This is a genomic window from Moorena sp., from assembly GCF_982860115.1.
Genome location: NZ_CEYLVT010000020.1, coordinates 1 through 24,646, shown reverse-complemented (window position 1 = coordinate 24,646; position 24,646 = coordinate 1). Strand labels below are relative to the sequence as shown.

Below are 24,646 nucleotides of genomic sequence, written 5' to 3'. Positions count from 1 at the left end.
GATGAGAGCACTCGTTAACGCTTAGAGGGCTTTACAGTCTTCTTAGCAGGTTTGGGCTTGGGAGTTCGCCGATAACTCTTAAACTGACTAATCCCAGCACTGGCAGATTTAACCACATCACTATCTGGATCCCTTAATGCCCTTTCAAGCAAGGGTATAACTTTTTCAGATTTAATATTACTCAGGGCTTCAACAGCAGACTGTCGCACGGATGGTTGGGGGTCTTGAATCAATTTGCCGATCAGCGGTATGGCCTGTTTAATTTCGGCTCTGAGTCCTTGAGCAGCAGCAATTTTTCCCAAGGCTGATGCCATTGATTCACGAATAAGGCTTTCAGGATGATTGATGTAGTTACTTAACTGGGGAATATCGCTGGCTTGAGCATAATTTCCCAAAGCAGTTATGGTTTCATCCAGGTCTTGATCACTTTGGCTGGGCTGATCAGTAATACTTGGGGTTTCTGTCACCATTGGTTGCTCTGGCTGACTCGGCTCAGGCAATATTTCTTCCTCCAAGTCTTGATCAATTTGGCTGGGCTGATCAGTAATACTTGGGGTTTCTGTCACCATTGGTTGCTCTGGCTGACTCGGCTCAGGCAATATTTCTTCCTCGACCACTTGTTGAGGCTCGTCTTGATTTGTTTCTGCCTCTTCTAATAATTCGACTAATTCATTACCAGTTTCCGCTGAACTTTCCTCAGTTTTCTCAATGGTTTTCACCTCGTCTGGTATTGGGGATTTATGAGCTTGTTCTAATTCAGCAATTTTTTGATGGGCTAACTCTAAATCAGCCTGATATTTCGCTTCCAAAGATTGCAGCTCGTTGCGAAAATTAGATTCAAGTTCTTCCTTTAACTCATGGGTAGCTTGTGTCAATTGTTCTTGATATCTTGCTTCAGAGGATTGGACACTTTCAAGAAGACTAGCATCAAGTTGTTGCTTCAGCTCATTAGTGGTTTGGGTTAACTGAGCCTGATAGTTTTCCTGTAAAGCTTGGGCAGATTCGGCAGGATCAGCAGCCCTAGACTCTACCTGCTGTTTGACTTCCTCAATTTTATGATTTAATTGCTCTCGATAACTTTCTTGGAGAGCTTGAGAACTTTGTTGTATTCTACCCTCATACTTATTTTGAAAAACTTCTAATTTTCTGTCGGTTTGTTCCGAGAGAAAATCCAGTTTATTTTGCAGTACAAAAAATACGATTGCCCCAACAACCGCTGCTGCAAGTATAGCTACAATAATAATAATTGGGTTCATTAGGGATCCTCTTGGGGTTGATATTTAATTGATTTTATCTGAAAGTGTGCCTGAAAACAGGGTTGTTGGGCAATACCTTAAGGCGTCTGAAATCTTAAAAATTTGTAGAAATGGCCTGAACAGGGCAAGTCGGGATACACTGCTCACAGACAATGCAACGCGATCGCTTAAACTTCAGTCTGAATGTCTCTGGCTCAAGACTAAGGGCTTGAGTGGGACAAACCCCAGTACATAAGCCACAATCGACACAACTATCCTCATCAATTAAAATCTCGCGACTGAGGAGGGAAACATCAATATTTTGCGATCGCATCCACTCAATCGCAGCATCTAACTCATCAATGTCGCCAGATAACTCTAGCACAAGTTTGCCGATTTGATTGGGAGCGACTTGGGCCCGGATGATATTAGCAGCCACATTGAAATCCTTTGCCAGTCGGTAAGCCACCGGCATCTGAATCGCCCGTCGGGGAAAGGTCAGGGTTACCCGTTTTTTCATTGTGATTTGTGAAAATTAATCAGTAGGGGAGTAAAAATAAACGTAACATTCCCATTCGTTGATAGTTAACAGTCAACAGTCAGCCGTCAACCGTCAACAAAAAACGTTTTAATCTAATCTACTTCGTGCGTTACTCAGGACTTACGCCCTAAACCTTGCTATTCTCGGATTTATAACGATAAACCTGGTTTTAAGGCTGTTGGTGCCTAAGTCTTATTGTTGTAAAATGTAAACAATTATAAAGTTATAGCAAGAAAGTTGTAGCAAGATGGCTATTAATTCACCAGACTCAACTACACCATCCTCCTCCCCTTCAGTACCCACTAGTGGCAGCCGGATCAGAAACTTTTTAATTGCCCTAGTAGCGATCGCACTCGGTATTGCCCTATTCTTGGGATTAAAAACTGAGACTAGTCTCGGTTCTTTGGAAGCCCAAGCTGAAGCATCTACCCCTCTAGAGGTGGCACTGAGCAATGGCAAGCCAACCTTGATGGAGTTTTATGCCAACTGGTGTACCAGCTGTCAAGCCATGGCAAAGGATTTGGGTGAACTGAAACAGCAGTATAAAACGAAAGTCAATTTTGTCATGCTGAATGTCGATAACACCAAGTGGTTACCAGAACTGGTCAAGTATCGAGTAGATGGTATTCCTCATTTTGTATATTTTGATCAAGCCAGCACAGTGATCGCCCAAACTATTGGAGAACAACCCCGTCAAGTAATCGAAGCTAACTTAGATGCCATAGTAACCCATGTGCCATTACCTTATAGCCAAGCTAGTGGTACAGTTTCGGATATTGACGATTCCCTGTCAGTTACAATAACTAGTCAAGATGATCCTCGTAGCCATGGCAGTCAGGTAAAAGGCACAAGATAAAAGGCACAAAGTATAAGGAAGCTTGCATAGAATTTATTGAGATTTTTGCAGCTTTATTTCCCCCTTTGGCCTTTGGCTTTCGCCTTTAAGCGAATTTTCCGCTACAGTAATGATCAGCTGCTGACTAATAATGTGCCCCAGAATAATCTGCCCCAGTTGCTAGAGGGTTGCTGGTTGATTTGCGAAAATGTCTAGAAAATCCCTGTCAAGCTACCCACAGCCTTTACAATCAGCCACCAAACCCCTTGACCTAGGTAAACGAAAGTCGATCAGAGCAAGGGTAACTTTTAGACGACGCCTAAAATACATATATTGGCGTTTAGTTCGTATGCAAGGAAAACCAGAAGCGATCGCACGAGGTTTAGCATGTGGTGTGTTTGCTGGGTTCTTTCCCCTGTTTGGTCTCCAGTTAATTATAGGGATTTTGCTGGCGATACTCTTGCGAGGAAACAAAATAGCTGCTACTGCTGGAACTTGGATTAGTAATCCCTTGACTTATGTACCAATTTTTGCATTCAACTTTCACGTGGGTGAATGGCTACTTAACCGGGATGACTTGGCTAATGTGAGTTTGCAATCTTGGCAGGGATTTACAGAATTGGGCTCAGAAATTGTCCTAACCTTATTTGTTGGTTGTTTTGCCGTTGGATTGGTCTGTGCTGTGGTTAGTTATTGGTTGAGTGTCCAGCTGATCTATCGATTGCGGACTTCTCGTGCCTTGCACCATCAGAACAAGGGATGTTCCTTTGGAACGGCTTCCCGAACGCACCGCAGTGAACACTATAGTGCTAACTCCTGAGTCCTGAGTAAGACTTGATACTTCATTGTTCATCCTTGATAACACCCAGGGCAATTAAATCCTCAATTTTTTTTATAGTAGTATCCCCTGCTAAGTAACCAATACCTCGATGAAGGTGCAGACGAAACTGATTCGCTAGGGTTTCTGGCTCCAAACTTAAGCCATCGTTATGGCAGCGTTGTTTGAGAGCAATCAGGAGCAGATCAGCCATATCTCCTGCCATCACACTCCAAGTGAGTTCAAGGTTACTATCGGCAGATATGGGAACCGGGGAGGGCATTGTCGGTTCAGCGAGGGAACGGCAGATTGCCCAGCGGCAAAGGACATTCCACTGAGGGATTTTGGTCTGACGTTTGAGTTTAATAAGTTGATCTTTGGCAGTTTGGGAAAGTATGATTTGGTTGATTGGGGGTTGCATGAATAAATTAATGAACTCAGGTTTACTGTTTCTGGAAAAAGTACCTTAGTATTTGCCCAAAGTGGTGATAGTTTGGGAATTTTAATTCATGTAAAACGATAGCAATATTAAGGTCAGTATTTACCTATAATTACTCAGCAATCAGTAGAACTTTTTAGGGCAATTTGGCGTCTTTGATTGTAAATAGCGATGGGATTAACTTCCATGTACATTCGTAAAACTGTCTTCGCCATTGCCCTATTGATTAGCCCGTTATTGATTACTGCTTGCGGCTATAATGATACAAAAGAGTTAGTAGAAGAAGCACAGTTACTGTCAAAACCTCTAACCATCCGGGCAATACTAGATAAAGAGCAACCAATTACTGCTGGGGAAACTGTCCAATTCGCTTTTAAAGCTGTTAGCGAGCCTGTCAAGATCTTAGACCCGATTCCCTTGAAAATGACTCTCTATCTACCAGATGGTAGCCAACAACAGTTCATGGTCGATTTGCAAAGTCCAGTTTTCTATTACCCTTGTGATCCTATACCAGGGGATTTGGATTCTTGTAACGATCACAGGAGTCTGAGGGAGGCGGTGGGTTGGTCTGATACTGCGCATCCTAGTGAGCGCCAGCTATATCAAGGAGGCCCTAGAATTACCTTGGAGCAAGAAGGAGAATACAGGATTACTTTAGACCCTGTCTCAGAAGCACTCCAAGACAAATTGCATGGAGAGTCAACAACATTTATGGTCATGCCGTGACCTGTTCTGAGTAGAAGTAACCCGATTCCACGGTTGTCCGATGTTTAGTTGGGTCATAATTTAGCAGATACTGTTGTGCGATCGCATCAGCTTCTCGTAATTGTTGAGCTTCGACCTTACCAATTTCCGTATCTGTAGACAGCAGAATCACCTGATGGGAGGCAGCAGGGAAGTAACGTTCCACTAGGTTGCTGCGATGGGAGGAGTCCAATCGTCCGAGGGGGGTATCAATGGCTACGGGTAGATTACGTCCAGAAACACGGGCGAGTCCCCACAATAATGCGATCGCTAATAATTGCTTTTCCCCAGCGGATAGACGATGTTTCGGTACAACTTTTCCTTGTAGGTCGTACAGGGATAGGCTGAAGTTGTTGGTGTCGATGGCAACTCGATGGACTAAGTCAGATTTATGGAGGAGATAGAGAAAGCATTCGGTTACTTCATGTTCTAATTTATTCAGTTTTCTGATAGTTAACTGTTCCCGGAAAACCTTAAGGCTCTGTTGGACTTTAGCAGATGCGGCGAGCATATGCTGATCATTTTTGCGGTCGATGGTTTCCTCACCATACCTGGCTAAGTCTTTTTTAGTTTCTGCGATCGCATATCCTAATTTATCACAGCGGCGTTTAGCGATTTCGTAAGCTGCTTGAGCTTGAGCCAATTCCGTTTGTGCCTGTTTTAGTGCATCTTCGAGTTCTTGATAGGATTCCGGAGGAGCAGCTGTTGCTAGTTGTCGTTTAGTGGCATTAATATCTGCTTCCAGATTTTCGCGGTTAACTAATTGCTCTTCAGCTAATTGCTTTTGAGTTGGTTGGTAGTAAGTCAGGAGATTAGTTAGGGAATGAAACATTTCTTCTTCAGCTCCTAACCAAGCGTCTTTACCCTCCCCAGCCTCTTGCTCTATGTGTTGATTTTCTTTTCCCAAGAACGCTTTAATTTTATCAAATTTTCTAGCAGGCAACTTCAGGGAAGTCAATAAATCTACCAGACGTTGATCACGCTGTTGTAAAATATCTCTAGCTAGTTTGGCCTGTGATGCCCGCGATTCTTTTTCTGCTTGAGCTTGAGCTTGGGTGAGTAGGGTGTCAATTAACGATAGAGGCAAAATACCAGCTGCTAATTCCCTCATCTGTTCACGAATTTGTTCAGCTTTAGTATTGTAATGATTTAGTTGACTCTCTAGTTGATTCCGTTGGGCTGCAATTTTGCCACCATCACAGACAAATTTATCAAAAGCTTGTTGCTGTTTTTCCCTAGTTTTTTCTAGCTGTTCTTGAATACTGGCTAACTCTTGTTTAGCTAGCTCATAGTCTGATTGTTGAGAGGAAAGTTTTTTTTCGATATCTTCTAAATTAGCAAGTTGCTGTTGATTCGCCATAGATTTACGTTTGCGCGTCACTAAAATATCAAGGTCAATGGCTAAGCGGTCAGCAAGTTCTAGACCAAGTAAGGATCGAATCGCTTCCACAACAACTGGGGGTGGTGCTTCTACTTCTGCTAGTTCTTTAACCTGTTCCCCATCAAAAAGAAATAAGTTTGATATTCCTAAGGGCAACAGATTTTCAATGTACTCGTCCCAAGTATTGGTTAGGGCAGAATCCAGCCAGTCTCCCTCTAAAATTCCTAAGTTATCCTTACCATCTTTCGGTTTTTTTGTCCAAGTGCGTACAATCCGATACTCCATGGGCTGGTCGTTCTCGATATGTTCAAAAACTAATTCCACTCGGGTGTTGTCAATAGGTAAGGCATTGCGATTGACTGACTGAGTTAGAAAGTCGCTATAACTCAAATTGCCACGGGTGGAACATTGAGCGCGGTGTCCATATAAAGCCAGACGAATCGCATCCATCATAGTGGTTTTACCACCACCATTCATACCACCGACTAGAATAATAGGTCGAGAGTTATCATCCCTTTTTGGACAGAGATTGATCACCTGACGCCCGAGATAGGGGCCAAAGTTTTCTAGGACAAGTTCAAGGAAAATCACCAGTTTTTTAAGTACGAAGTTGATTACAAAGTTTATACATTAGATTGAGAACCACAAATTAATAACTGTTTATTGGCGTTTATACAATTTTTTTAATAAGTGAGGTACTTTGATATTTTAGAGAAGATGGAATAGGGAAAAGAAAAAACAACGGTTTACCTCATAACTCTGATAAACGCTATATTGATTGTGAATTGTCGAAAGGTAACTATTGAGATTTTACTTTCGATAATTAACGCTAAAATGATGAACCGGGCAGTTTTATAAATTCCTCCTCTTCTGGAGTATTAACCCGACCAAGAATTTTATTGCGATGGGGAAAGCGACCAAAACGTTCAATCACTTCTAGATGACGATAGGCATAATTAATGGTACTGGCACTATCGGGATCATCTTTAAGAGTCGAGAATAATTCAACACAATAGCGCTGATGTTCGAGATTTTCGCTATGCTCAAACGGTAAGTAGATAAACCAGCGCTGGACTGGTAAAAATTCTTTGTCAAAACCTTGATCAACAGCATACTGGGCAGTAGACAAGGCTTTGGAGTCAGTGGCAAAAGCTTGGGGTTGACCCCGAAACATATTACGAGGAAACTGATCAAGTAAGATAATTAGCGCTAGGCAGCTATAGGGTGATGTTTGCCAGTTATCTAACTCGCCAGACGCCGCCTGTTGATAGATGTCGAGGAAACGCGATCGCATTTCTTGGTCAAAATCTGGGTTCTTAGTAAACCAGACTTTTCGGGATTTGCCATAATCTGGTTCATCCGGCTTACCAAACCAGAAATTTAATATCTGATTAGATCTATCCAAAGCCTTGATCATAAGTTACTCTAGTTTGAATGATTACGAATTTTGGACTGGAAATTTCAAGTTTGCCCAAGCCAGCTGCTTGACAGTGTCAACATCCCCTTCATCAGCAGCCGTTTTTAAATCTCGTTTCAAGTGAGCATTAGCGATCGCATCTTCTTTAGACCGAGAACTAGTGTCAAAGCACCGCTCCAAAGCCTCATAGATACCAATACGACGAGACCTAGTCACATACTGGCGTTCTGTGTCTAGCAGTTTTGCCATTAGTTCGAGATGCATAGCATCATTGTCACAGATTTCTTCTAAGACCTGCCACTCATCACCACCAAGGAGACGGTTTTCAGCGCCAGGACGGATGTCTTTGAAGGGTTCGCCAGTAACTTCCTCATAGATGCGGGGCAAACTGTCATCAAATTCGTGTTTTTCTTCTAGCCAGATGCGACGAATCTCACTAAGTTCCTCTTGACTAATCAAGGTGATGTCCCCCATATTGTCTGGACAATTCTGACGAACGTCAGTTTCAACAGTAAGCAATCTCCTCAGCCAATACTCCCGTGCTTCTTTGGTATAAGGACCAGGAATCGGCTCAACAGAGATTTGTCCATCTAAATTCCGTTCATACAGTTGGACATTACCATTGCTACGTCTAAAATCTCGTCGCTCACGGTTTTCTCCAGGCTCCAACTCCTTGCGCAAATCCAGTAAAGGTTCCAGCCATTCCTTTTCTTCGTCATTATCAATCATCGCTGTCAGGGATTTATCCTGACTCACCAGTGTACAAACCCAGCAACCAAAACGAGAGCTACCACAACTAGGAGTAGAGGTATCTACAACTAATGGACATTCGTTATCAGCACTAGCCCCTCGATACATAGCAAATAGATCTTTATTGCTGTATTCCCAGGGATTTTGCCATTGCATGAGATAGAGCCAAACCTCATCATTTTGCCAATCTTCAATGGGGCTATAAACCAAGGAGTTTGGTAAATTCATATTAGGAGTTAAACGAGCACGTACTCGTTTAGCTTCCATTTTTTTCATCCGTCTTGCCCGTTGTTGGCTTTCAGCTTTGCGAGTCCCTAAAACAACAATAGCCTCTCCACTAGATCGGATAACATTCCGAATAAAACGGTTAGACGGTTTAATTTTCAAACGTTCCGTACACCAGCGAAATTTGCCCCGTGGGGCTGGATAACCTTTGCCAATTAAACTTACCCAGTAGGTTTCTTTAACCTCCGGTTGTAAGAGATGGGGTTCAAAGGGCAATCCTTGAGCTTCAGCCGCCAACTTAATCTGTTTTAGGGAATTGCGAACCCAAGCTGAAACAATGGGATTCTCTACTAAAGTGTCTGTAGTGATGACATAGATAGTCTTAGTTCGCTGTTCTGGTGGCAGAGCTGCGATCGCATTCCATACCAGCTGTAGAGTTGCGGTGCTATCCTTGCCACCACTATACCCTATCACCCAGGGAATTGCGTCTAAGCAGTACAACTGTTGAATTTCAGTGGTCAGAGCAGTAATCTCTTCCACCAGCTCAGCCACAGTCCGATTTTTTGGCTTATTTTCTGATAATTTTACCTGATTCATCTGACGTCACGGGAGTGGGGAAACCCCCTCTAGGCAAGAGCGGGGCGTTGACTCTCTGCTAAGACAAGGCTTGACAGATTAGTCCTTTTTTCGAGCTTATCCCAAGTTTTGAAAAAAATTTCTTGACAGTGGATCTAACGTTTTTCTTCCTAAATTGGTATGATTAATAGTTTTACTCTATCGAACCACGAGTATAGGGAAATCAGCTAATTTGATTGTTAAAAACTTGTGCTAGTGTTAAAACTATTGGTTCTTCGGAACCTGGTGTGTTGGATAAAACCCTGTAGCCGTCATCTGTTAATTGATTGCGAGATTTGAAGTCAGTTTTGAGCAGTTTTAGCCTAAAACACCACGCAGCATAGGTTTCAGAGATTTTTTACATACTACGTTCGGAAGAACCAAAATAGTTATCGATAGCGTCTACAACGCAGCATTATTGGTTTAAAACTATGGTGATCAAAACTGAAAATCATCCGAATGACCTCGCCAAGCAAATACTTGAACAAGAAAACCAAGATCGACAGGCGCTGGCGTTATTGCTCGATAGGCATCTGGCTAGAAACGATCAAATCTTGGTGCAGAAAACTCACATGGGCACTACAGAGGCATTTATTGGCTCAGTCACTCTGGAATGGTTAGCGATTCGCGTCCGCTACGCCTCCCAACTGCCGCTATTTCAGCAAAAGTTTGATCAACAAACGAACAATATCGTCAGGGATGCCGATACTATAGAAGCGCTTCAGCAGCGTCCCCTTGATTGGTCACGTCAAGCTGCTCTGGCTCAATATCTAGCAGCCCGCAAAACTCACAAGTTTCCGCCAGTCCTGGTAGTGCTTAGCTCTGGGTGGGTAGATAATGCCCAAGCTGCTCAGTGGGATAAGAATCAACGCGCTCGGCAGTCGGCAGCTGAGTTCACCAGTTTAGATAAAGATCGCACAGTCGGACTGCTTGATGTTTCAGACCATGTTTCAATTTTTGCCTTAGACGGTCAGCATCGACTGATGGGAATCCAGGCTCTGATGGAATTGATTAAAATTGGTACGCTCCAAAAATATAGCAAAGGGAAAAAGCCAATTGGCTCATTGATTACAGTGGATGACTTGATTGAGGAGTATCACATCTCACCAGGTTATCTCCAAAGTCTAGCGACAGAAAAAATTGGTATTGAGTTTATTCCTGCTGTCGTTCAGGGAGAAACCCGTGAAGAAGCACGGCGACGGATCCGATCGATCTTTGCTCACGTTAACCTGATGGCAGTAAGGTTGAGCAAAGGACAACTAGCGTTGCTCAATGAAGACGATGGCTTTTCAATCGTTGCTAGAAAAATTGCCATGACTCATCCTCTGCTAAGGGAGATGGAAAATCGTAATCCTCGGGTTAATTGGGATAGCGCTACGGTTTCAGCTAAGTCAACAGTATTGACTACTTTACAAGCTCTCAAACATATATCTGAGCTCTATTTGGGCTACCAATTTCCTCACTGGAAACCCTGTGAAAAAGGTCTAATTCCCATGCGTCCTGAAGATGAAGAACTAGAGATGGGAACTAAGACATTGACAGAGCTTTTCGACTATCTAGCTAGTTTACCCAGCTATCAAAAGCTCGACCATGGAAAAGAAACACCCCAGCTGCGTCGGTTTAACCATGAAAGGGGTGGAGGAGAAGGAAACATGCTATTCCGTCCAGTAGGACAAATCGCCCTCGTTCAAGCTTTGGCTATCCTAGTATTTAATAAGGATTTCTCCCTCAAAACCATCTTCGAGAAACTTCAAAAATACGATGGTTCAGGTGGCTTTAGTCAGATCGATCACCCACAATCCCCTTGGTACGGCATTTTGTATGACCCAAATCGAAAGCGAGTGCTAGTTTCTGGACGAGAGTTAGCCTCCAAAGTGATGTTATATCTTTTGGGTGGTGTTACAGAACGTATGGAACGTGCTCAACTGCGCATCGCTGTGGCTAATGCCAGGAGTGTTGGCAAAGATCAAGGGATCAGCTTTGAGGGTAAATTTGTGAAACTGAAGGAGGTAGGATTACCACCTCAGTTGTAACGAAATTAGTGACAGCTTCTACACTTTCCTATCTGGCAAGTGTAGCAGCTAGCTATCACAAAAATCGACTCAAATCAAACTCCTGTTGCTCATTTGCTGTAGATTCTTTCTTCTTATACCTATCATTATTTAAAATTAACAAAAGTCGCTCGGAATAGTCTACTGCTCCTCGCAACTCATTGCGCAAAATATCAAGCCCTCCATTGGCATACTCCTCAAAAATATAGATGCGTTTTTCCTCAGACTCTTTATCGATAGAAGAGAGAATTTTAGTATCCTTAATCTCAGCGATCGCAATTAATTTAATTACTACCTCATATCCCCTTGAGACAAAAATTTCCAATCCAATCGGACCAGGTTCTCGTTTAGAAATTAATTTCAGGGGCGATCGCTTTTGACGCTTTACTCCTAAAGCAGCTGCAAACACCATCACATCAGCATAAGTCTGAAACGGTCCAGTTTTTCCATCGGAAGCGGTTAGGTCTTTCACCAAAGCCGCCTTATCTTTAGCAACCCTGATTCTGTTTCCAGCCATTCTCTTGGTGTCTAGTTTTAATAAATCTTATGCACAATCCTAATCGCAAAAAGCGTAAAGTGCGGTAATCTATGGATTATACCATATTTCCCCCTGAAAACTCCCTTAGTTAGCAATAAGCAAACATTTTACCAACCATGAAAGCCAGTAAGCCATCAAGACAACGAAACATGAAGAAATGTAAAGGAATAGCCTCTTTAGGGATCCGTGTAGGAATTGTGATAATTTTTGTTTCCTGTTCCCTATTCCCTGTTCCCTGTTCCCTTTGCTATTAGAGATCTATTGATTGATGTTTCATAGATTAACGTAATAATGATGAAGACTTGTAAAAAACTAGTTTATGTGAGTGCGTTCGCAATCCTACTTTTAGTGACTAACGTATCCTGTTCCTCCCCCGATCGATCAGACCCCCCAATGAAAACCAAGGATCGTGCAACGGTAGTCGTGAAAACGATTCAGGAAGCAAACAGTGACATTTCCAAGCAAGATCGAGAAACTAAATATTGCAAAATGGCTTGTTCTGAATTTGTCTTCTACCGTGGCACTAACCAACTATTTTGGAAAGATTTTGCTGGGGATAATCGCCTCAAGGAATTTGGAAATGCCAAAACCAAGATTTGGTTATCGGGGGATATGCATGCCGAGAACTTTGGAGCCTATGAAAATAATCGAGGGGAAATCGTTTACGCACTTGATGACTTTGATGATGCCATTATCGCCGATTACCAATATGATGTCTGGCGCATGGCAGCTAGTTTAGCATTGGTCGGTCGTCAGAATGGTTTATCTGCTGAGGAACAAAACAACGGGATTGATGCCTTCAGTGAGTCCTATCTTGATACTATGGCCTCCTATCGCGGTAATGATCGTGAACTAGAGACTTACTTCACTAAAGACAATACTTATGGGAAGTTGGATGACTTCCTAGAAGGAGTCGAAGCTAGCGAAAGCCGCCAAAAAATGTTGAAAAAATGGACAGAACTGGATGGAAATAAGCGTCGCTTCGATCTATCCAAGGTTAAGTTAGGCAAACCTACTGCTTCCGAGCGACAGGATATTCAGAATGCGATCGCAGATTATAAGAAAACCTTGACAAAAAAGTTTAAATATGATGAGGACTACTTCCGAGTCAAAGATATTGCGCAACGCTTACTGGCTGGCACTGGTTCCTTAGGAATACCCCGCTATTATGTCCTGATTGAGGGTGAGACCTCTTCCCAGAAGGATGACCGGATCTTGGACATTAAATTCCAATCTTCCCCTACTGCCTATGATTACCTAAGTCAGGAGGAACGGGAAAAGTATGATAAAAATTTTAACAATGAGGGTCAACGTCACGCTTTAGCCTATCGAGCCTTAACCAAGCACACCGATAATCACCTGGGCTGGATGAAACTAGGGGATGGGTATTACTCAGTGCGAGAGCGATCGCCATTTAAGGAAACCTTTGATATCACTGAGCTAACTAAAGAGAAACGCTTTGTTAAGCTAGCTGAACAATGGGGTCAAGTGTTGGCAACAGCTCACGCACGAGCTGACAAAGATTTTGATGCCACCTTAGTGCCTTATTCCATAGACAAACAGGTGGATGAGTTGACTGACGGTCGCCACAAGGAGTTTCGGCAATTGGTAAGGGAAGTGGCTTTGACTTATGCTGATCAAGTTAAGAAAGACTATGGTTACTTTCTCGAAAAGCTCAAACCCAATAGCTGCTCTAGCGGTTGTGACTAATCGTTTTAGTTCAATTGGCTTTGGTAGAATGTAATCCGTTGAGATGGCACAGGGGAAAGGTTGAAAACATCTAACCTCTAACTTAGAAACAAAACTAACTTAGAAACAAAACAGCTAAATACCTTAGATTTAATGACATGAACGGTAACAGAGACGGTTTTTTAAGCGGGCTTCAAATTTTGGTGTTTTTTATCTTAGCCCTTGCCTTGCTGGGATACGACATCCAATTCAGCTTACTATTTGGTGGCATTGCCGCTTTAGCCGGTGGTTTGATAGTTGACTGGTGGCAGCACCCAGACAAACCTAGGGACTTACAACCCGAGCAGGCAGAGTATACCGAGGAAGATTCTTCTGACTTAACTGGCATCCGTTTAGCTGTACAGCAACGACAAGCTAGAGAAAAGAACCGCTCAGAAGGGTCACTCAATCCTATTAGTAGATTTTTTAGACGATGAGCAAGAGGAATTAATTATTGCTCATTGGTCACAGGTAAATACCAAGATATTTAAGCTAGGGCTAATCTAGAAGAACTTGCTTTGGATTGAGTACTTTCTGACTTAGAACTAAAATCTAAAATGTTTTTATTTCTCTCAAAGCTATTGCCACTCTTTCTGTACCCCTTGGGCCTGGCTTGTGTGCTACTGGTAGTAGCTTTGGTAATGTCCTGGCGCAACCCTCGCTGGGTACCGATACCCGTGGCTTTGGCATTAATTGTGTTGTTGGTCTCAAGTAATACTTGGGTGACTAACAGCTTAATACGCTCTCTGGAGTGGCAATATCTTCCTACCTCAGAATTACCTGAGGCTGATGTGATCGTAATCTTAGGGGGAGCGACCAAACCGCCTTTTCCACCACGACCTACTCCAGAAGTGGATGAAGCAGGCGATCGCGTTCTGTATGGTGCTCAGCTATACCGTGAAGGGAAAGCTCCCTGGGTGATTCCTGCTGGTGGTCGGATTGTTTGGGGTTCCAGTAGTAATAACTCTAGCCAACGACTTTCTTCCCAGACTGGTCAATCCTCACAACAGTTGGCCTCTGAATCAGAAGACATGGCACAGATTCTAGAAGACCTTGGTGTTCCGAGAACCGCTATTATACAAGAGTCTAGGTCTTTAAACACTCACCAAAATGCGGTCAATGTGCGCAAAATCTTGGATCAGCGGGATTTGCGCAAGGTATTATTGGTAACTTCGGCCATCCATATGCCTCGTTCTGTCCTAGTGTTCCGGCGTCAGGGTATTGATGTGATCCCAGCACCCACAGATTTTCTAGTGTCCCAACATGAACTGGATGAACCTAGCAGCAGTAGTCAAGCTGCTTTGCTACATTCTCTTCCAAATGCTGATCAATTGTCTAGGATTACCCGTGCTATCAAGGAATACATTGGAATAGTAGCTTATCGCATTCGCGGTTGGGTATGACAAGGTGGTTGGGTATGACAAGATTATTATTGTTGCTGAAATATTATCCTTGATTATTTTCCTAGTTACCATGCCAGAAGAATTCCAACGGATTGTCCCAGCACCACCACCAGCAGCTGATATGTTTGCCACTTACCAGCTAGCTTATGAGTTTAGCCAAGAAGTAGAACATCGACAAGAATTTGAAGACTATTGTCAGTGGTATTATTTGACAGCACAACGCCATCGAGAGGAATTAGAAAAAATGCGCGGTGATATCAACCTTTTTGGTTGGTTCAGTCGCCGCAAGTCCTAGATTAGAATAAAAGATGGTTTAAAAAATTCAATTCAACACGGATAGTAATAGATATCAATAGATATAATATATATACAGTAATGATCTAACTTTATCCTATCCGTGCCTACCTGTTTAAAAATCCCTGTGATGGTGATTATAATTGACTTTTATAGTATTAGTTAATAATATAACCGCCTACGATAGAATTTCTAGTTCATCTTCACGGAAGTGAACTTTTTTAAATTTTTTGTCAAACTTGACTTGTATTGGTAAATTGGCGCTGACTGGCCTACCTTGCCATTCATAAATTATTCCAGTAACTTCCCCTTCGAGACCTTTAATATCAAAAGGTTTATTCCTGTGTTCGGGATGAGTATATACCACAACTGATTCTTTGACTCGGACGCGATCGCCAACTTTCATATAAGTAACTCTAACTATTATACGGACATCCCTTACCTAAGCTAGGGTTTGCTCAGGGAACCTTCTTATTGTCTCACAGAGTGGGTTATTTACATTGAGCACAGTTGTGAGCATAAACAAAATTTAGGTTTAATGGCATTAGTTCCCTGGTCTGATGCGGATGATTCTTGGTTAAAATTCTAAGAATAGATTATAATAGGAAGTTTTTTCACCCTTAGTTTCACCCTTAGTTATCTAGGAGCTCCTGCTCGGTAGGTGAAGACTCTGGTAGATTTGGATCCGGTGATGGGAAAAAGCGATCGCGCATTTTCTGGAAGCCCTCAGGAGCTAGTATCCATTGGGTAGCCAGTAAAATAGCACCAGCCCCAACAAGTATACCGACTACCCCCAGCAGCCCAAACAAGGCTCTAATCCAATCCCGGTATGAGCGGGTGGGTTCGGGTTTATTGTCATTGGTTGTAGTAATTTCCGCTGGTACTGATGGAGTCAGAGCGGTTTGCTGCTCCATATTAACCACCTGTAGTTCTTTGGAGCTAGAGATGTCTCCCAAATTTAGCACTGTCGGATATTGGGGAGAGACAGCACAGTGTGTTATGACTACCGAAATGTCATCTTGACCATTATGTTTAAAGGCCAGGTCAATTAAAGACTCAACCGCCGATTCGAGGGAAATTCGGTGGCTATTGACTTTTTCCGGTAAATCTCGACCAAATTTTTCAATCAAGTTGTTGTTGCTCAAGCCATCGGAACACAGCAGCAGCAAACCATCTTCTTCCACAATAAAGCGTCGCACAGTGGGACGAAGCAATTCAGCCTCCTTTGTCCCTAAGGCTTGAGTGAGTGCTTGTGCATCAGTACGCTGCAAGGCTTGTCGATAAATACTACGACCAAGCCTGACCTCCCGAGTAGCTACATCATCATCCACAGTTAGCTGCTGGCAATAGTCAGGAGTAAGCCAGTAAGCACGACTATCTCCTACACTAGCGATATAGATTTCGTGACCATTGGTTTTACCTTCTGGTGTATTGACCATTTGGGGAAGTTGTAGCGCTAGAGTTAAGGTAGTAGCCATGCGACGCCGGGATTCTCGTTCTTGTTGATCGTTACGAGAAGAAATCATGTTATTGGCAACCCGGATAATTGCTGATAGATTCTCGGTTACGAGTTCTGGTGTCATCAGCTCCGGATCTTCGTTCAATTCAGCCAGTAATGCCCGAACCTGTAATTTAATCGACTGTAGTGCTAACTGACTAGCAATTTCCCCCCCTTCGTGACCACCAATACCATCACAAATAATCGACAGGTGGGGAATCAAGGAGTCTTGGGATTGCTCTGGGTCTTTAATCAAGTCAGCCTTAGTAGGATAGCAACTGTCTTCATTGTGGCTGTGACTTGAACCAGTTGCCGTGATACCAGCAATTTGTAAGCGTAACGGCTGCTGAGCAGCTTGCTCAAGTAATAGGTGGTTAAGTTGGGATGCGATCGCACTTAAGGAGGGGTTTTCAGTTTGCAGGTGTTGGGCAATAGCTTGTAGCTGATCCGCCACAGACACTGAGGCTTTGCGACACCAAGCTTCCCAGCACTCTCCTAGCTGTTTAAGACTAGCATCCACAGAGGGTTCACTCACAGAAGTCGCTTCGGCAGGAGAGTCTCGGGAAACCAATGTATCAAATCCCCTATCCTCTAGACCATTAGACGGTACAACTGGTGATAGACTCGTATCAGCCATGGTATCCCGATATAATTCCCGTAGTCGCAGCCGCCACCCTTCAACTCGCAAATTAGTTGGCACTAAAAGGCTAGAAGCCACACCCAATTCTGACAAGGGTATCCATAATTCCCAAATTTGCCAAAGCCAATAGACTTGACGCACTGCAGTAGCAGATGTCCACATCGACTCCATTGAGGGATATAAGTTGCCATTGGCATCAATCGGGGCATTTTCTAGCAAAATGACTACATCTTGACCAGGTGTAGACAGAAAATTCCGTTGCTGTGGCAACTGGCATATCCCATAAACCTCTGGCACATGGAGGCACTGGGAATACAAGCGTAGGTAAGGAAGGATATGGCCGTTGAGTTGTTCAGGAAAATCCGGTGGCAGTTCTGGCTGCATATCCTGCCAAATTTGCGGGGCAACTACCTGGTAGCGGTCTGCCACTTGTTCTCCAACTGGTAGCTCTACGGCAGCAGAACCCACTGCCCAAAGATAACGATCCACGGCTAATACCTATGAAGTTAATTTACGGCTATACGGTCAAATTCTAGACGGCTGAGATAAATTAGAAAAAGGAGTGTTTGAGCTTTTAAACATTTTCTCTCAAAGTTGTCTAGTAGATTCAAGAAAATTAACATAACTCAGCAACGAGCGATCTTTGTCTGAGGTTAGACAAAATAAAGTAGAGTTACCTGCAACTACTTACCCGATACCCTGTATATTATGAGCCGATGGTAAGTTCCTCGATGCTTTGGCTAATTGCCGGGTCAATGCTGTGCTTAGTCGAGCTGTTTGTGCCAACAGCATTTGTTGCTTTCATGATGGGCATCAGTGCTTTGGTGGTAGGATTTTTGATATCGATTTTGCCCATATCTTATACCCTACAAGTGGGGTTATGGTTGCTGCTTTCCACTGCCTCAGTCTTTTTATCCCGTCGCCTGATGCCTCCTGCTAGAGTGGGAAAAAATTTGGATGCGATGGAAGCTCAAACCTTGACAGAAATTCTGCCAGGGGAAACTGGACGGGTACTCTATGAAGGCAACTCATGGCGTGCCCGTTGTGAAGACTATGCAGATGCGATCGCATCCAACCAAAAAGTCTACGTAGTGCGCAGGGAAGGCACTACCCTGATTGTTGTGCCTCATCACCTATTGCACGACTGAAGCTGATCGACCATGGGTGCTCTGCCAGCTTCAGGGGATAGTGATGGGTTAATAGGGTGATGGAGTAATAGAGTCAACGTTAGATCTATTACCCCCCTAGTTACTAGTTGTTGGGAGTCTCCCTGCTCACCCAGTCCAGTATTTTTTGAGAAAAGATACGTGGAACAGTCAGGTTGGACAGAGGGTCATAAAGTCAGCTTCAAGCACTTGAGAATCAGACTAAATTAGTCTAAATAAGTTTTCTGCCCTCCCCCACCCATCCGCTCCTCTTCTAACAACAAATTTGTAAAACACTACCCGAAAGGGAGGAAAGAGCGTGTCACAGTGGTTTTTGCTTGTCTTTTTGGCTTTGGGCGGTTCAAGTCTTCTCGGTTCCGTCAAGATTATTAATCAAGGAAACCAAGCCTTAGTGGAACGATTAGGAAAATATAGTGGCAAAAAACTCGAACCTGGGCTCAACTTTGTCATTCCCGTGATTGAGCGAGTGGTTTACCAGCAAACCATTCGGGAAAAAGTCCTTGATGTGCCACCTCAGCCTTGTATCACCTCCGACAATGTTTCCATTACCGTTGACGCTGTGGTTTACTGGCGGATCATGGATATGGAGAAAGCCTACTATAAGGTTGAAGACCTGCGCTCCGCCATGCAGAACTTGGTGCTAACCCAGATTCGAGCTGAAATGGGGAAACTGGAACTGGATCAAACCTTTACCGCTCGCTCTCAAATCAATGAAACCCTACTGCGGGAATTAGACATTTCCACTGATCCTTGGGGAGTTAAAGTCACGCGGGTTGAACTGCGGGATATTGTGCCGTCTCAGGCAGTGCAGGAATCAATGGAGTTACAGATGTCCGCAGAACGCCATAAGCGGGCAAAAATTCTGACCTCTGAAGGGGAACGAGAATCTGCGGTTAACACTGCCAGAGGTAAAGCCGAGGCACTAGAGTTAGATGCTGGAGCCCGTAAAAAAGCTGCGATTATGGACGCTGAAGCGCAACAACAGGCAATCGTTCTCAAAGCGCAGGCAGAACGACAGCAGCAGGTTCTCAAGGCACAAGCCACTGCTGAGGCTCTGAAAATTGTGGCTAAGACTCTTAATAATGACCCCAATGCTCGTGATGCCCTCCAGTTTTTACTGGCTCAGAATTATATCGATATGGGTATGCAAGTTGGCACTAGCGAGAGTAGTAAAGTTATGTTTATGGATCCTCGCAGCATTCCGGCAACCATTGAAGGCATGCGTTCGATTGTCGGTGATGGAGACCAGGTTAACCCCAATTCCCTAGGTATGAATGTAAATCAAAGGGGGAGTTGATAGTAAATCACCCATACCTAGACGGGTATCCCCGTTTAGGTATGTTTTATGTCTAAGCTTAAAAAAACTTTTAGGCAGAGGAGCGCCACTCCCGATGGCAGAGTTGCAAGCTCCTCGATTTTTTCTATGGTAAAATTAGGGTGATTGACAGTAATGGAAAATTAAGGAATATTCTTGCTTACCATTACCCCGCCAGACCTAAACAATGTAACTCTTGATTGGTTTTGCCACCACCACACTAATCGATACTATGACCGTTGAATGGTGAAAGTAAAAACAGAGTAAATCCACAGCTCTTAATACAGCCAAGGGATATAGGAGTCTGTTGACAGCGATTCTAGCCAACGCAGTTTTAACTGGTTGGCGCTGGTATAACTACAGGACACCTAAATCCCTTGAGAAAGTTCCTTGGAACAGAACATCTCACGAGATTCTTGCTTAACATAACCATTCATCACAGCTAGCTGTAGCTTCATGAAGGCATTTAAGTCTTCCAGTGGATATTTTCTGGTTAAAAGCTGCCGTAGCTTATCCTCTTCTGTCACACTCAAATAGCCAGTTTTGAGTGCTTTTTGTACAACTTCCCTGATATTAGCCATAACACAAGCACCTATTAAAATAAGAATGTACCTTCGAGGCTGAAAGTCTAGCAAAAGCCAATTTGGACTATGCCTCTAAAGTACTTATCACCCTTTTTTAAGCTTTTGATTATTTAGATGACACTGAATCCCTGTTCAATGTTCCATTGAAAATTGTACATTGTACTGGGATCGTGTCTTTGGCTAGCTAAGCCGCTAAGCGAGCATCACCAAGCGTCTGTTAGCATGGCTGTTGTAGGTGATTACGGTATTATCTCATTCTGACTCTTGAGATTCTGTAGCATTGGTTACAGAACACTGTTCACATAATCCGAAAAATTCCAAGGTATGGTAAAAAATCGTGAATTGATAAGAATCTTGCAACTTATTCTGTAATTGAGGTATGGGACATTCTTCAATAGGAATAGACATGTCACAATTGAGACAAGTGAGGTGATGTTGATCATTTTGTACACCACTGTAGAGGGATTCTCCACTACCAAGAGTCCGGACTTGCACCATTCCTTCTAGTTTTAAAGCATCCAAAGCGCGGTAAACTGTAGCTAAACCCATAGATTGCTTACGTTTGCGCAGCTCGACATAAAGATCTTGGGCCGACATAGCCCGATTCAAGCTTGTGAGCAGTTTCAGAATTCGCTCTTGGGAGCGGGTGCGTTGGCCTTTCATTAATCTTTTTTTAATATCCTATAATTTTTTTGATGTTAATGGTGCTTGTTGGTTCAAACTGTAAAGAAGGATGAATGATAAACGGATCATCAGCAACAATGAGCGCGGCTGTGCCCAAATCCCTGGATTAGGCTATTGATAGTTACGCGCTGTGGCAGCTGAAAAAAATACTAGTTGCTCAGTAACCTATAAGTCACCTAATTGATAGACTTGTTTAATCCTTGATCGTTCATCCTTGATATTATATCCATTATCATTATATAGTGAAAGGGGAGAGTTGTGATTAACAAATATCAGGCTTCTATTTATGTTACACTTAGAAACTCTGTATTGGATCCAGCCGGTGTAGCTGTTGAGTCAGGACTGAAGCAGCTAGGCTATGAGAGTATAGAACAGGTGCGTATTGGTAAATATATCGAACTGACGCTGAGTGCTGCTAATGAAGATATGGCGCGAGAGCAATTGAATCAGATCTGTGACCAGCTCTTAGCCAACCCAGTTATTGAAAATTATCGCTTTGAATTGGTTGAGATTTCAGCACAACTAGGAGTGGAAGCATGAAATTTGGGGTGGTGGTCTTTCCTGGGTCAAACTGCGATCGTGATTTGGCCTATGTTACAACTAGCTTACTCCAATGTCCAACCAGGATGGTTTGGCATCAGGAAACCGATATTTCTGACTTAGATGTGGTGGTACTCCCAGGGGGCTTTAGCTATGGGGATTACCTTCGCTGTGGCGCAATTGCCCGGTTTTCTCCAGTCATGCCAATGGTGGTAGACCATGCTAAACAGGGTAAATTTGTCCTAGGCATTTGTAATGGTTTCCAGATGCTGACCGAAATGGGGCTGTTACCAGGGGCATTAGTCAGAAATCGCGACTTACATTTTATTTGCGATCGCGTTCCAGTTAAAGTAGAGCGCACTGATTTATATTGGACTACAGCTTATCACCCAGGAGAAATTATAAATCTACCTATTGCCCATGGTGAAGGGCGCTACTACGCTGATGCTGACACTCTCAAAGCTCTCGAAGATAATGATCAGGTATTGTTTCGTTACGCTACTGTTTCAGGAGAGATAGAGACAACCGGTAATCCCAATGGTTCCCTAAATAACATTGCCGGAATTTGTGATACCACTGGCAAAATTTTAGGTATGATGCCCCATCCAGAACGAGCAGCTGATCCGATGTTAGGCAATATCGATGGGATGAGATTGTTTCAGAGTTTGTTAAAGACTTTTAACAATTGCTAGTGTTTTCGATACCACTAATTACCGATAACCGCGACTGCTACATGGGTTCCCTAAACCTTATCTGTCTGCAACAGATTGCAATTATACGGGATCTGGTTGACTGATAAATATTGCCATAAACTGAAGTTTATAATTTTTCAAATTATTGGCTGTCAAGGCTGGAAAGGGTATTTTAAAAAGTAAAAGGAAGCAGAGATTAGCCCTTAACTGGACGACGAGTATTTGTTAAAGTTTATCGTTATAATTAGTAAAATAAAGAATTCCAAATCGAAAATCGAAAATTCGATAAGATAAGAAGATGCCTGAAACTCGCTTTAAAATTGAATGGCCTGATGGTGAACAAGAACTTTGCTATTCCCCTTCTCTAGTGGTCAAGAAATATTTTAATGCTGAGCAAGACTATTCCCTTTCGGAATTTGTGGCACTGTCTCGGACTGCGCTTAACGATGGTAGTGATCGCGTCAAAGCTCAATTTGGTTTCTCTTGTAGCAAAGCACTAGGACAACTGAAGATAATAGAAGACAAAGCGAAGAAGTATAGTAATCTATCTGATCCAAAAGTGCGATTACTCAAATTTATCGATGTCCAACCCACAGAATAATTCAATAAAAATTGATGCAAGCCACTTCTCCTCCAGACTCCACTACTATCCTCGCTGGCTTCCATGCTCTTTCCGATCCCCTTCGCCTGGCAGTGATTGAGCTACTGCGATCGCAAGAATTGTGTGTGTGTGATTTATGCGATCGCTTAAATGTCCAGCAATCAAAACTATCATTTCACCTGAAAACCCTTAAACAAGCTGGTCTGATTCGCCCCCGTCAACAGGGACGGTGGATGTACTACAGCCTGAATTTGCCCCAGTTTGTGGTTTTAGAGCAATATTTGGCAGAATTTCGTCGCACAGCTGTGATGGTACCTACCCGTAGTTGTTGCTCAGATTAGTTTAGGGTCTAAATTGAATGGCTCTAGGGCTCTGATCAGTTTGACCTGGTGGTGCGTTACGGGGCGGGCTATCCTAACGCTGGCCACGAGACGGAAAATCAGTGCAAGCCCTTCCCTAACGCACCCTACCCCACTGCTGTTGCCTGTTGCCTGTTGCCTGTTGCCTTGCGCGTAGCGCTATACCATTAGCCAATTCAGCCGATGGCTTAACTATTCTTTAAGCAATAAATCAATTTTTTTTGATATATTAGAATCAACTAATTAGTAAAACAGGAGGGATATTCATGGCTACTCTCAAAACTCATGTCTCCCTAAATGTCACTAACCTTCACAAATCTGTGACATTTTACCACGCCATGTTTGGTGTGTCTCCAGTTAAATACAAAGCGGACTACGCCAAATTTGATTTGGCAAATCCGCCCCTCAATCTCACCCTAGAACTAAACCCCAACATCATGCACTCTGGTGGGACATTATCTCATCTAGGTGTACAGGTTGAAACGACAGAAGACGTACAAGCTCAGATCAAGCGTTTTCAAGCTGCAGGACTAGAGGTGTTAGAAGAAAAGAACACTCACTGTTGCTATGCTATCCAGGATAAAGTTTGGGTAAGTGACCCAGATGGTAACCGCTGGGAAGTATTTGTGGTGAACGTCGAAGATACTGCACCCGACTTGAATCTGAAGATTACCGACAATTCTCAGCAGGAATCCAATACTGTTACATCTTCCTGCTGTGGATAAATTAGATCACCATTAAATGAGAATCCGCAAACTGATACCCAAACAAACTCTCTGGCCATTAATATCCCATTGCTGGCGAGAGGCAGTAACTGAGGGCATGGCTACATTTATCTTAGTCTTTTTTGGCACTGGTGCTGTCATGGTTAATCACATCACTAGTGGAGCCTTAACTCATCTGGGCGTCAGTTTTGTGTTTGGAGCAGTGGTCGCTGCTTTAATCTATGCCACAGGACATATTAGCGATGCCCATATTAACCCAGCTGTGACTCTTGCTTTTTGGGCTAGTGGCTTTTTTCCCGCTCGCAAGGTGTTACCTTATATCCTGGCTCAATGCATTGGTGCGATCGCTGCTTCAACATTACTGTTGTTGACACTGGGGTATGTTGCTGATCTTGGCGCAACTCTGCCTCTACAAGGGAACTGGTTTCAATCCTTAGTGCTGGAAGTAGTACTCACCTTTATCTTAATGTTTGTGATCTTAGGCTCTGGTCTCGACCGCCGTGCTCCCATTGGCTTTGCTGGTTTGGCTATTGGCTTAACCGTAGCATTAGAAGCAGCTTGCTTCGGACCAATTACCGGTGCCAGCATGAATCCAGCCCGTTCATTGGGGCCAGCCCTAGTAGCTGGGATTTGGCAACATCAATGGATTTATTGGGTTGCCCCAATTGTAGGAGCGCAATTAGCCGTGATTGCCTATCGGCAACTTTCCCATGGATTTCGGGATATTCAGTAAAAGCATAGCTAAGCTAAAACGCATTTAAAATGGGTTTTAGCAAGGCAATAGGCAATAGGCAATAGGCAATAGGCAATAGGCAATAGGCAATAGGCA

The 24,646-nt window shown here is 43.3% G+C and carries 27 protein-coding genes; 16 read left to right on the top strand and 11 right to left on the bottom strand.

The genetic code is table 11. The annotated features are described in order from the left end of the window. Positions 1–14: 14 nt before the first annotated feature. Together AC4II3_RS05930 and AC4II3_RS05925 are read right to left on the bottom strand one after the other, a co-directional pair. Positions 15–1,256 carry a HEAT repeat domain-containing protein gene (locus AC4II3_RS05930; protein ID WP_488006413.1) on the bottom strand — a complete coding sequence of 414 codons (1,242 nt, stop codon included), beginning with the start codon at positions 1,254–1,256 and terminating at the stop codon, positions 15–17. A 94-nt stretch (positions 1,257–1,350) separates the two neighbouring features. Then, on the bottom strand, positions 1,351–1,755 hold the full coding sequence (locus tag AC4II3_RS05925; protein WP_293079626.1) for an NIL domain-containing protein: 405 nt from the start codon (positions 1,753–1,755) through the stop codon (positions 1,351–1,353). 268 nt (positions 1,756–2,023) lie between these two features. Between AC4II3_RS05925 and AC4II3_RS05920 the strand changes: the two genes are divergently transcribed. Together AC4II3_RS05920 and AC4II3_RS05915 are read left to right on the top strand one after the other, a co-directional pair. Continuing rightward, on the top strand, positions 2,024–2,632 hold the full coding sequence (locus tag AC4II3_RS05920) for a thioredoxin family protein (RefSeq protein ID WP_488006411.1): 609 nt from the start codon (positions 2,024–2,026) through the stop codon (positions 2,630–2,632). 187 nt (positions 2,633–2,819) lie between these two features. Then, complete coding sequence (locus tag AC4II3_RS05915) at positions 2,820–3,431, top strand: DUF2062 domain-containing protein (RefSeq protein WP_488006409.1); 612 nt, start codon at positions 2,820–2,822, stop codon at positions 3,429–3,431. 22 nt (positions 3,432–3,453) lie between these two features. Here the strand turns inward: AC4II3_RS05915 and dndE are convergent, their stop codons facing one another. After that, a complete protein-coding gene (dndE, locus tag AC4II3_RS05910; RefSeq protein ID WP_488006407.1) occupies positions 3,454–3,849 on the bottom strand; it encodes a DNA sulfur modification protein DndE in 396 nt (131 codons plus the stop codon). A 189-nt stretch (positions 3,850–4,038) separates the two neighbouring features. On the opposite strand from dndE, the gene AC4II3_RS05905 reads away from it, so the two are divergent. Continuing rightward, on the top strand, positions 4,039–4,593 hold the full coding sequence (locus AC4II3_RS05905; protein ID WP_488006405.1) for a hypothetical protein: 555 nt from the start codon (positions 4,039–4,041) through the stop codon (positions 4,591–4,593). Here AC4II3_RS05905 and dndD read toward each other — a convergent pair. The 3 genes from dndD to dndC all read right to left on the bottom strand — a co-directional run bounded on the left by dndD (position 4,583) and on the right by dndC (position 8,981). Next, positions 4,583–6,583, bottom strand: coding sequence for a DNA sulfur modification protein DndD (gene dndD, locus AC4II3_RS05900; protein WP_488006403.1), 2,001 nt, complete (start codon positions 6,581–6,583; stop codon positions 4,583–4,585). The two genes, AC4II3_RS05905 and dndD, sit on opposite strands and share 11 nt — an antisense overlap. 238 nt (positions 6,584–6,821) lie before the next feature. Next, positions 6,822–7,409, bottom strand: a complete 588-nt coding sequence (locus tag AC4II3_RS05895; RefSeq protein WP_488006401.1) for a DUF924 family protein — start codon at positions 7,407–7,409, stop codon at positions 6,822–6,824. Between the two features lie 21 nt (positions 7,410–7,430). Next, entirely contained in the window at positions 7,431–8,981 is a 1,551-nt protein-coding gene (gene dndC / locus AC4II3_RS05890; RefSeq protein ID WP_488006399.1) for a DNA phosphorothioation system sulfurtransferase DndC, read from the bottom strand. A 449-nt stretch (positions 8,982–9,430) separates the two neighbouring features. Between dndC and AC4II3_RS05885 the strand changes: the two genes are divergently transcribed. Continuing rightward, positions 9,431–11,032, top strand: coding sequence for a DGQHR domain-containing protein (locus AC4II3_RS05885; protein ID WP_488006397.1), 1,602 nt, complete (start codon positions 9,431–9,433; stop codon positions 11,030–11,032). A 55-nt stretch (positions 11,033–11,087) separates the two neighbouring features. On the opposite strand, the gene AC4II3_RS05880 is transcribed toward AC4II3_RS05885, so the two are convergent. Further along, positions 11,088–11,567, bottom strand: coding sequence for a DNA phosphorothioation-associated protein 4 (locus tag AC4II3_RS05880; protein WP_488006395.1), 480 nt, complete (start codon positions 11,565–11,567; stop codon positions 11,088–11,090). A gap of 414 nt (positions 11,568–11,981) precedes the next feature. Between AC4II3_RS05880 and AC4II3_RS05875 the strand changes: the two genes are divergently transcribed. From AC4II3_RS05875 to AC4II3_RS05860, 4 genes are all read left to right on the top strand, one after another. Further along, the gene (locus tag AC4II3_RS05875; RefSeq protein ID WP_488006393.1) at positions 11,982–13,298 is read left to right on the top strand and encodes a DUF2252 domain-containing protein; all 1,317 of its coding nucleotides are present in this window, start codon (positions 11,982–11,984) and stop codon (positions 13,296–13,298) included. A gap of 137 nt (positions 13,299–13,435) precedes the next feature. Further along, positions 13,436–13,753 carry a hypothetical protein gene (locus AC4II3_RS05870; RefSeq protein WP_488006391.1) on the top strand — a complete coding sequence of 106 codons (318 nt, stop codon included), beginning with the start codon at positions 13,436–13,438 and terminating at the stop codon, positions 13,751–13,753. A 120-nt stretch (positions 13,754–13,873) separates the two neighbouring features. Continuing rightward, complete coding sequence (locus AC4II3_RS05865) at positions 13,874–14,719, top strand: YdcF family protein (RefSeq protein WP_488006389.1); 846 nt, start codon at positions 13,874–13,876, stop codon at positions 14,717–14,719. 70 nt (positions 14,720–14,789) lie between these two features. Beyond that, positions 14,790–15,014 (top strand): hypothetical protein, encoded by a 225-nt coding sequence (locus AC4II3_RS05860; protein ID WP_488029116.1) that lies wholly within the window; start codon positions 14,790–14,792, stop codon positions 15,012–15,014. A gap of 177 nt (positions 15,015–15,191) precedes the next feature. On the opposite strand, the gene AC4II3_RS05855 is transcribed toward AC4II3_RS05860, so the two are convergent. Both AC4II3_RS05855 and AC4II3_RS05850 read right to left on the bottom strand, forming a co-directional pair. Next, the gene (locus AC4II3_RS05855) at positions 15,192–15,419 is read right to left on the bottom strand and encodes a ferredoxin-thioredoxin reductase variable chain (protein ID WP_488006385.1); all 228 of its coding nucleotides are present in this window, start codon (positions 15,417–15,419) and stop codon (positions 15,192–15,194) included. Between the two features lie 226 nt (positions 15,420–15,645). Then, a complete protein-coding gene (locus AC4II3_RS05850; RefSeq protein ID WP_488006383.1) occupies positions 15,646–17,640 on the bottom strand; it encodes a PP2C family protein-serine/threonine phosphatase in 1,995 nt (664 codons plus the stop codon). Positions 17,641–17,867: 227 nt separating this feature from the next. Between AC4II3_RS05850 and AC4II3_RS05845 the strand changes: the two genes are divergently transcribed. Both AC4II3_RS05845 and AC4II3_RS05840 read left to right on the top strand, forming a co-directional pair. Beyond that, positions 17,868–18,299, top strand: a complete 432-nt coding sequence (locus AC4II3_RS05845) for an NfeD family protein (RefSeq protein ID WP_424103169.1) — start codon at positions 17,868–17,870, stop codon at positions 18,297–18,299. Between the two features lie 316 nt (positions 18,300–18,615). Further along, a complete protein-coding gene (locus AC4II3_RS05840; protein WP_488006380.1) occupies positions 18,616–19,614 on the top strand; it encodes an SPFH domain-containing protein in 999 nt (332 codons plus the stop codon). Positions 19,615–20,000: 386 nt separating this feature from the next. Here AC4II3_RS05840 and AC4II3_RS05835 read toward each other — a convergent pair whose 3' ends face one another. Continuing rightward, positions 20,001–20,213, bottom strand: coding sequence for a hypothetical protein (locus tag AC4II3_RS05835; protein ID WP_070393310.1), 213 nt, complete (start codon positions 20,211–20,213; stop codon positions 20,001–20,003). A 255-nt stretch (positions 20,214–20,468) separates the two neighbouring features. Beyond that, positions 20,469–20,879 (bottom strand): Fur family transcriptional regulator, encoded by a 411-nt coding sequence (locus tag AC4II3_RS05830; protein WP_488006378.1) that lies wholly within the window; start codon positions 20,877–20,879, stop codon positions 20,469–20,471. A gap of 279 nt (positions 20,880–21,158) precedes the next feature. Between AC4II3_RS05830 and purS the strand changes: the two genes are divergently transcribed. The 6 genes from purS to AC4II3_RS05800 all read left to right on the top strand — a co-directional run bounded on the left by purS (position 21,159) and on the right by AC4II3_RS05800 (position 24,550). Beyond that, positions 21,159–21,440 carry a phosphoribosylformylglycinamidine synthase subunit PurS gene (purS, locus tag AC4II3_RS05825; RefSeq protein WP_488006376.1) on the top strand — a complete coding sequence of 94 codons (282 nt, stop codon included), beginning with the start codon at positions 21,159–21,161 and terminating at the stop codon, positions 21,438–21,440. Beyond that, positions 21,437–22,132 carry a phosphoribosylformylglycinamidine synthase subunit PurQ gene (gene purQ / locus AC4II3_RS05820; protein ID WP_488006374.1) on the top strand — a complete coding sequence of 232 codons (696 nt, stop codon included), beginning with the start codon at positions 21,437–21,439 and terminating at the stop codon, positions 22,130–22,132. The genes purS and purQ overlap by 4 nt, the downstream gene beginning before the upstream one ends. Positions 22,133–22,430: 298 nt before the next feature. After that, positions 22,431–22,733 (top strand): MSMEG_0570 family nitrogen starvation response protein, encoded by a 303-nt coding sequence (locus AC4II3_RS05815; RefSeq protein WP_488006372.1) that lies wholly within the window; start codon positions 22,431–22,433, stop codon positions 22,731–22,733. Between the two features lie 14 nt (positions 22,734–22,747). Next, a complete protein-coding gene (locus AC4II3_RS05810) occupies positions 22,748–23,074 on the top strand; it encodes an ArsR/SmtB family transcription factor (RefSeq protein WP_488006370.1) in 327 nt (108 codons plus the stop codon). A gap of 284 nt (positions 23,075–23,358) precedes the next feature. Beyond that, positions 23,359–23,817, top strand: coding sequence for an ArsI/CadI family heavy metal resistance metalloenzyme (locus AC4II3_RS05805; RefSeq protein WP_488006368.1), 459 nt, complete (start codon positions 23,359–23,361; stop codon positions 23,815–23,817). A gap of 16 nt (positions 23,818–23,833) precedes the next feature. Beyond that, complete coding sequence (locus AC4II3_RS05800; RefSeq protein WP_488006366.1) at positions 23,834–24,550, top strand: MIP/aquaporin family protein; 717 nt, start codon at positions 23,834–23,836, stop codon at positions 24,548–24,550. Positions 24,551–24,646 lie beyond the last annotated feature (96 nt).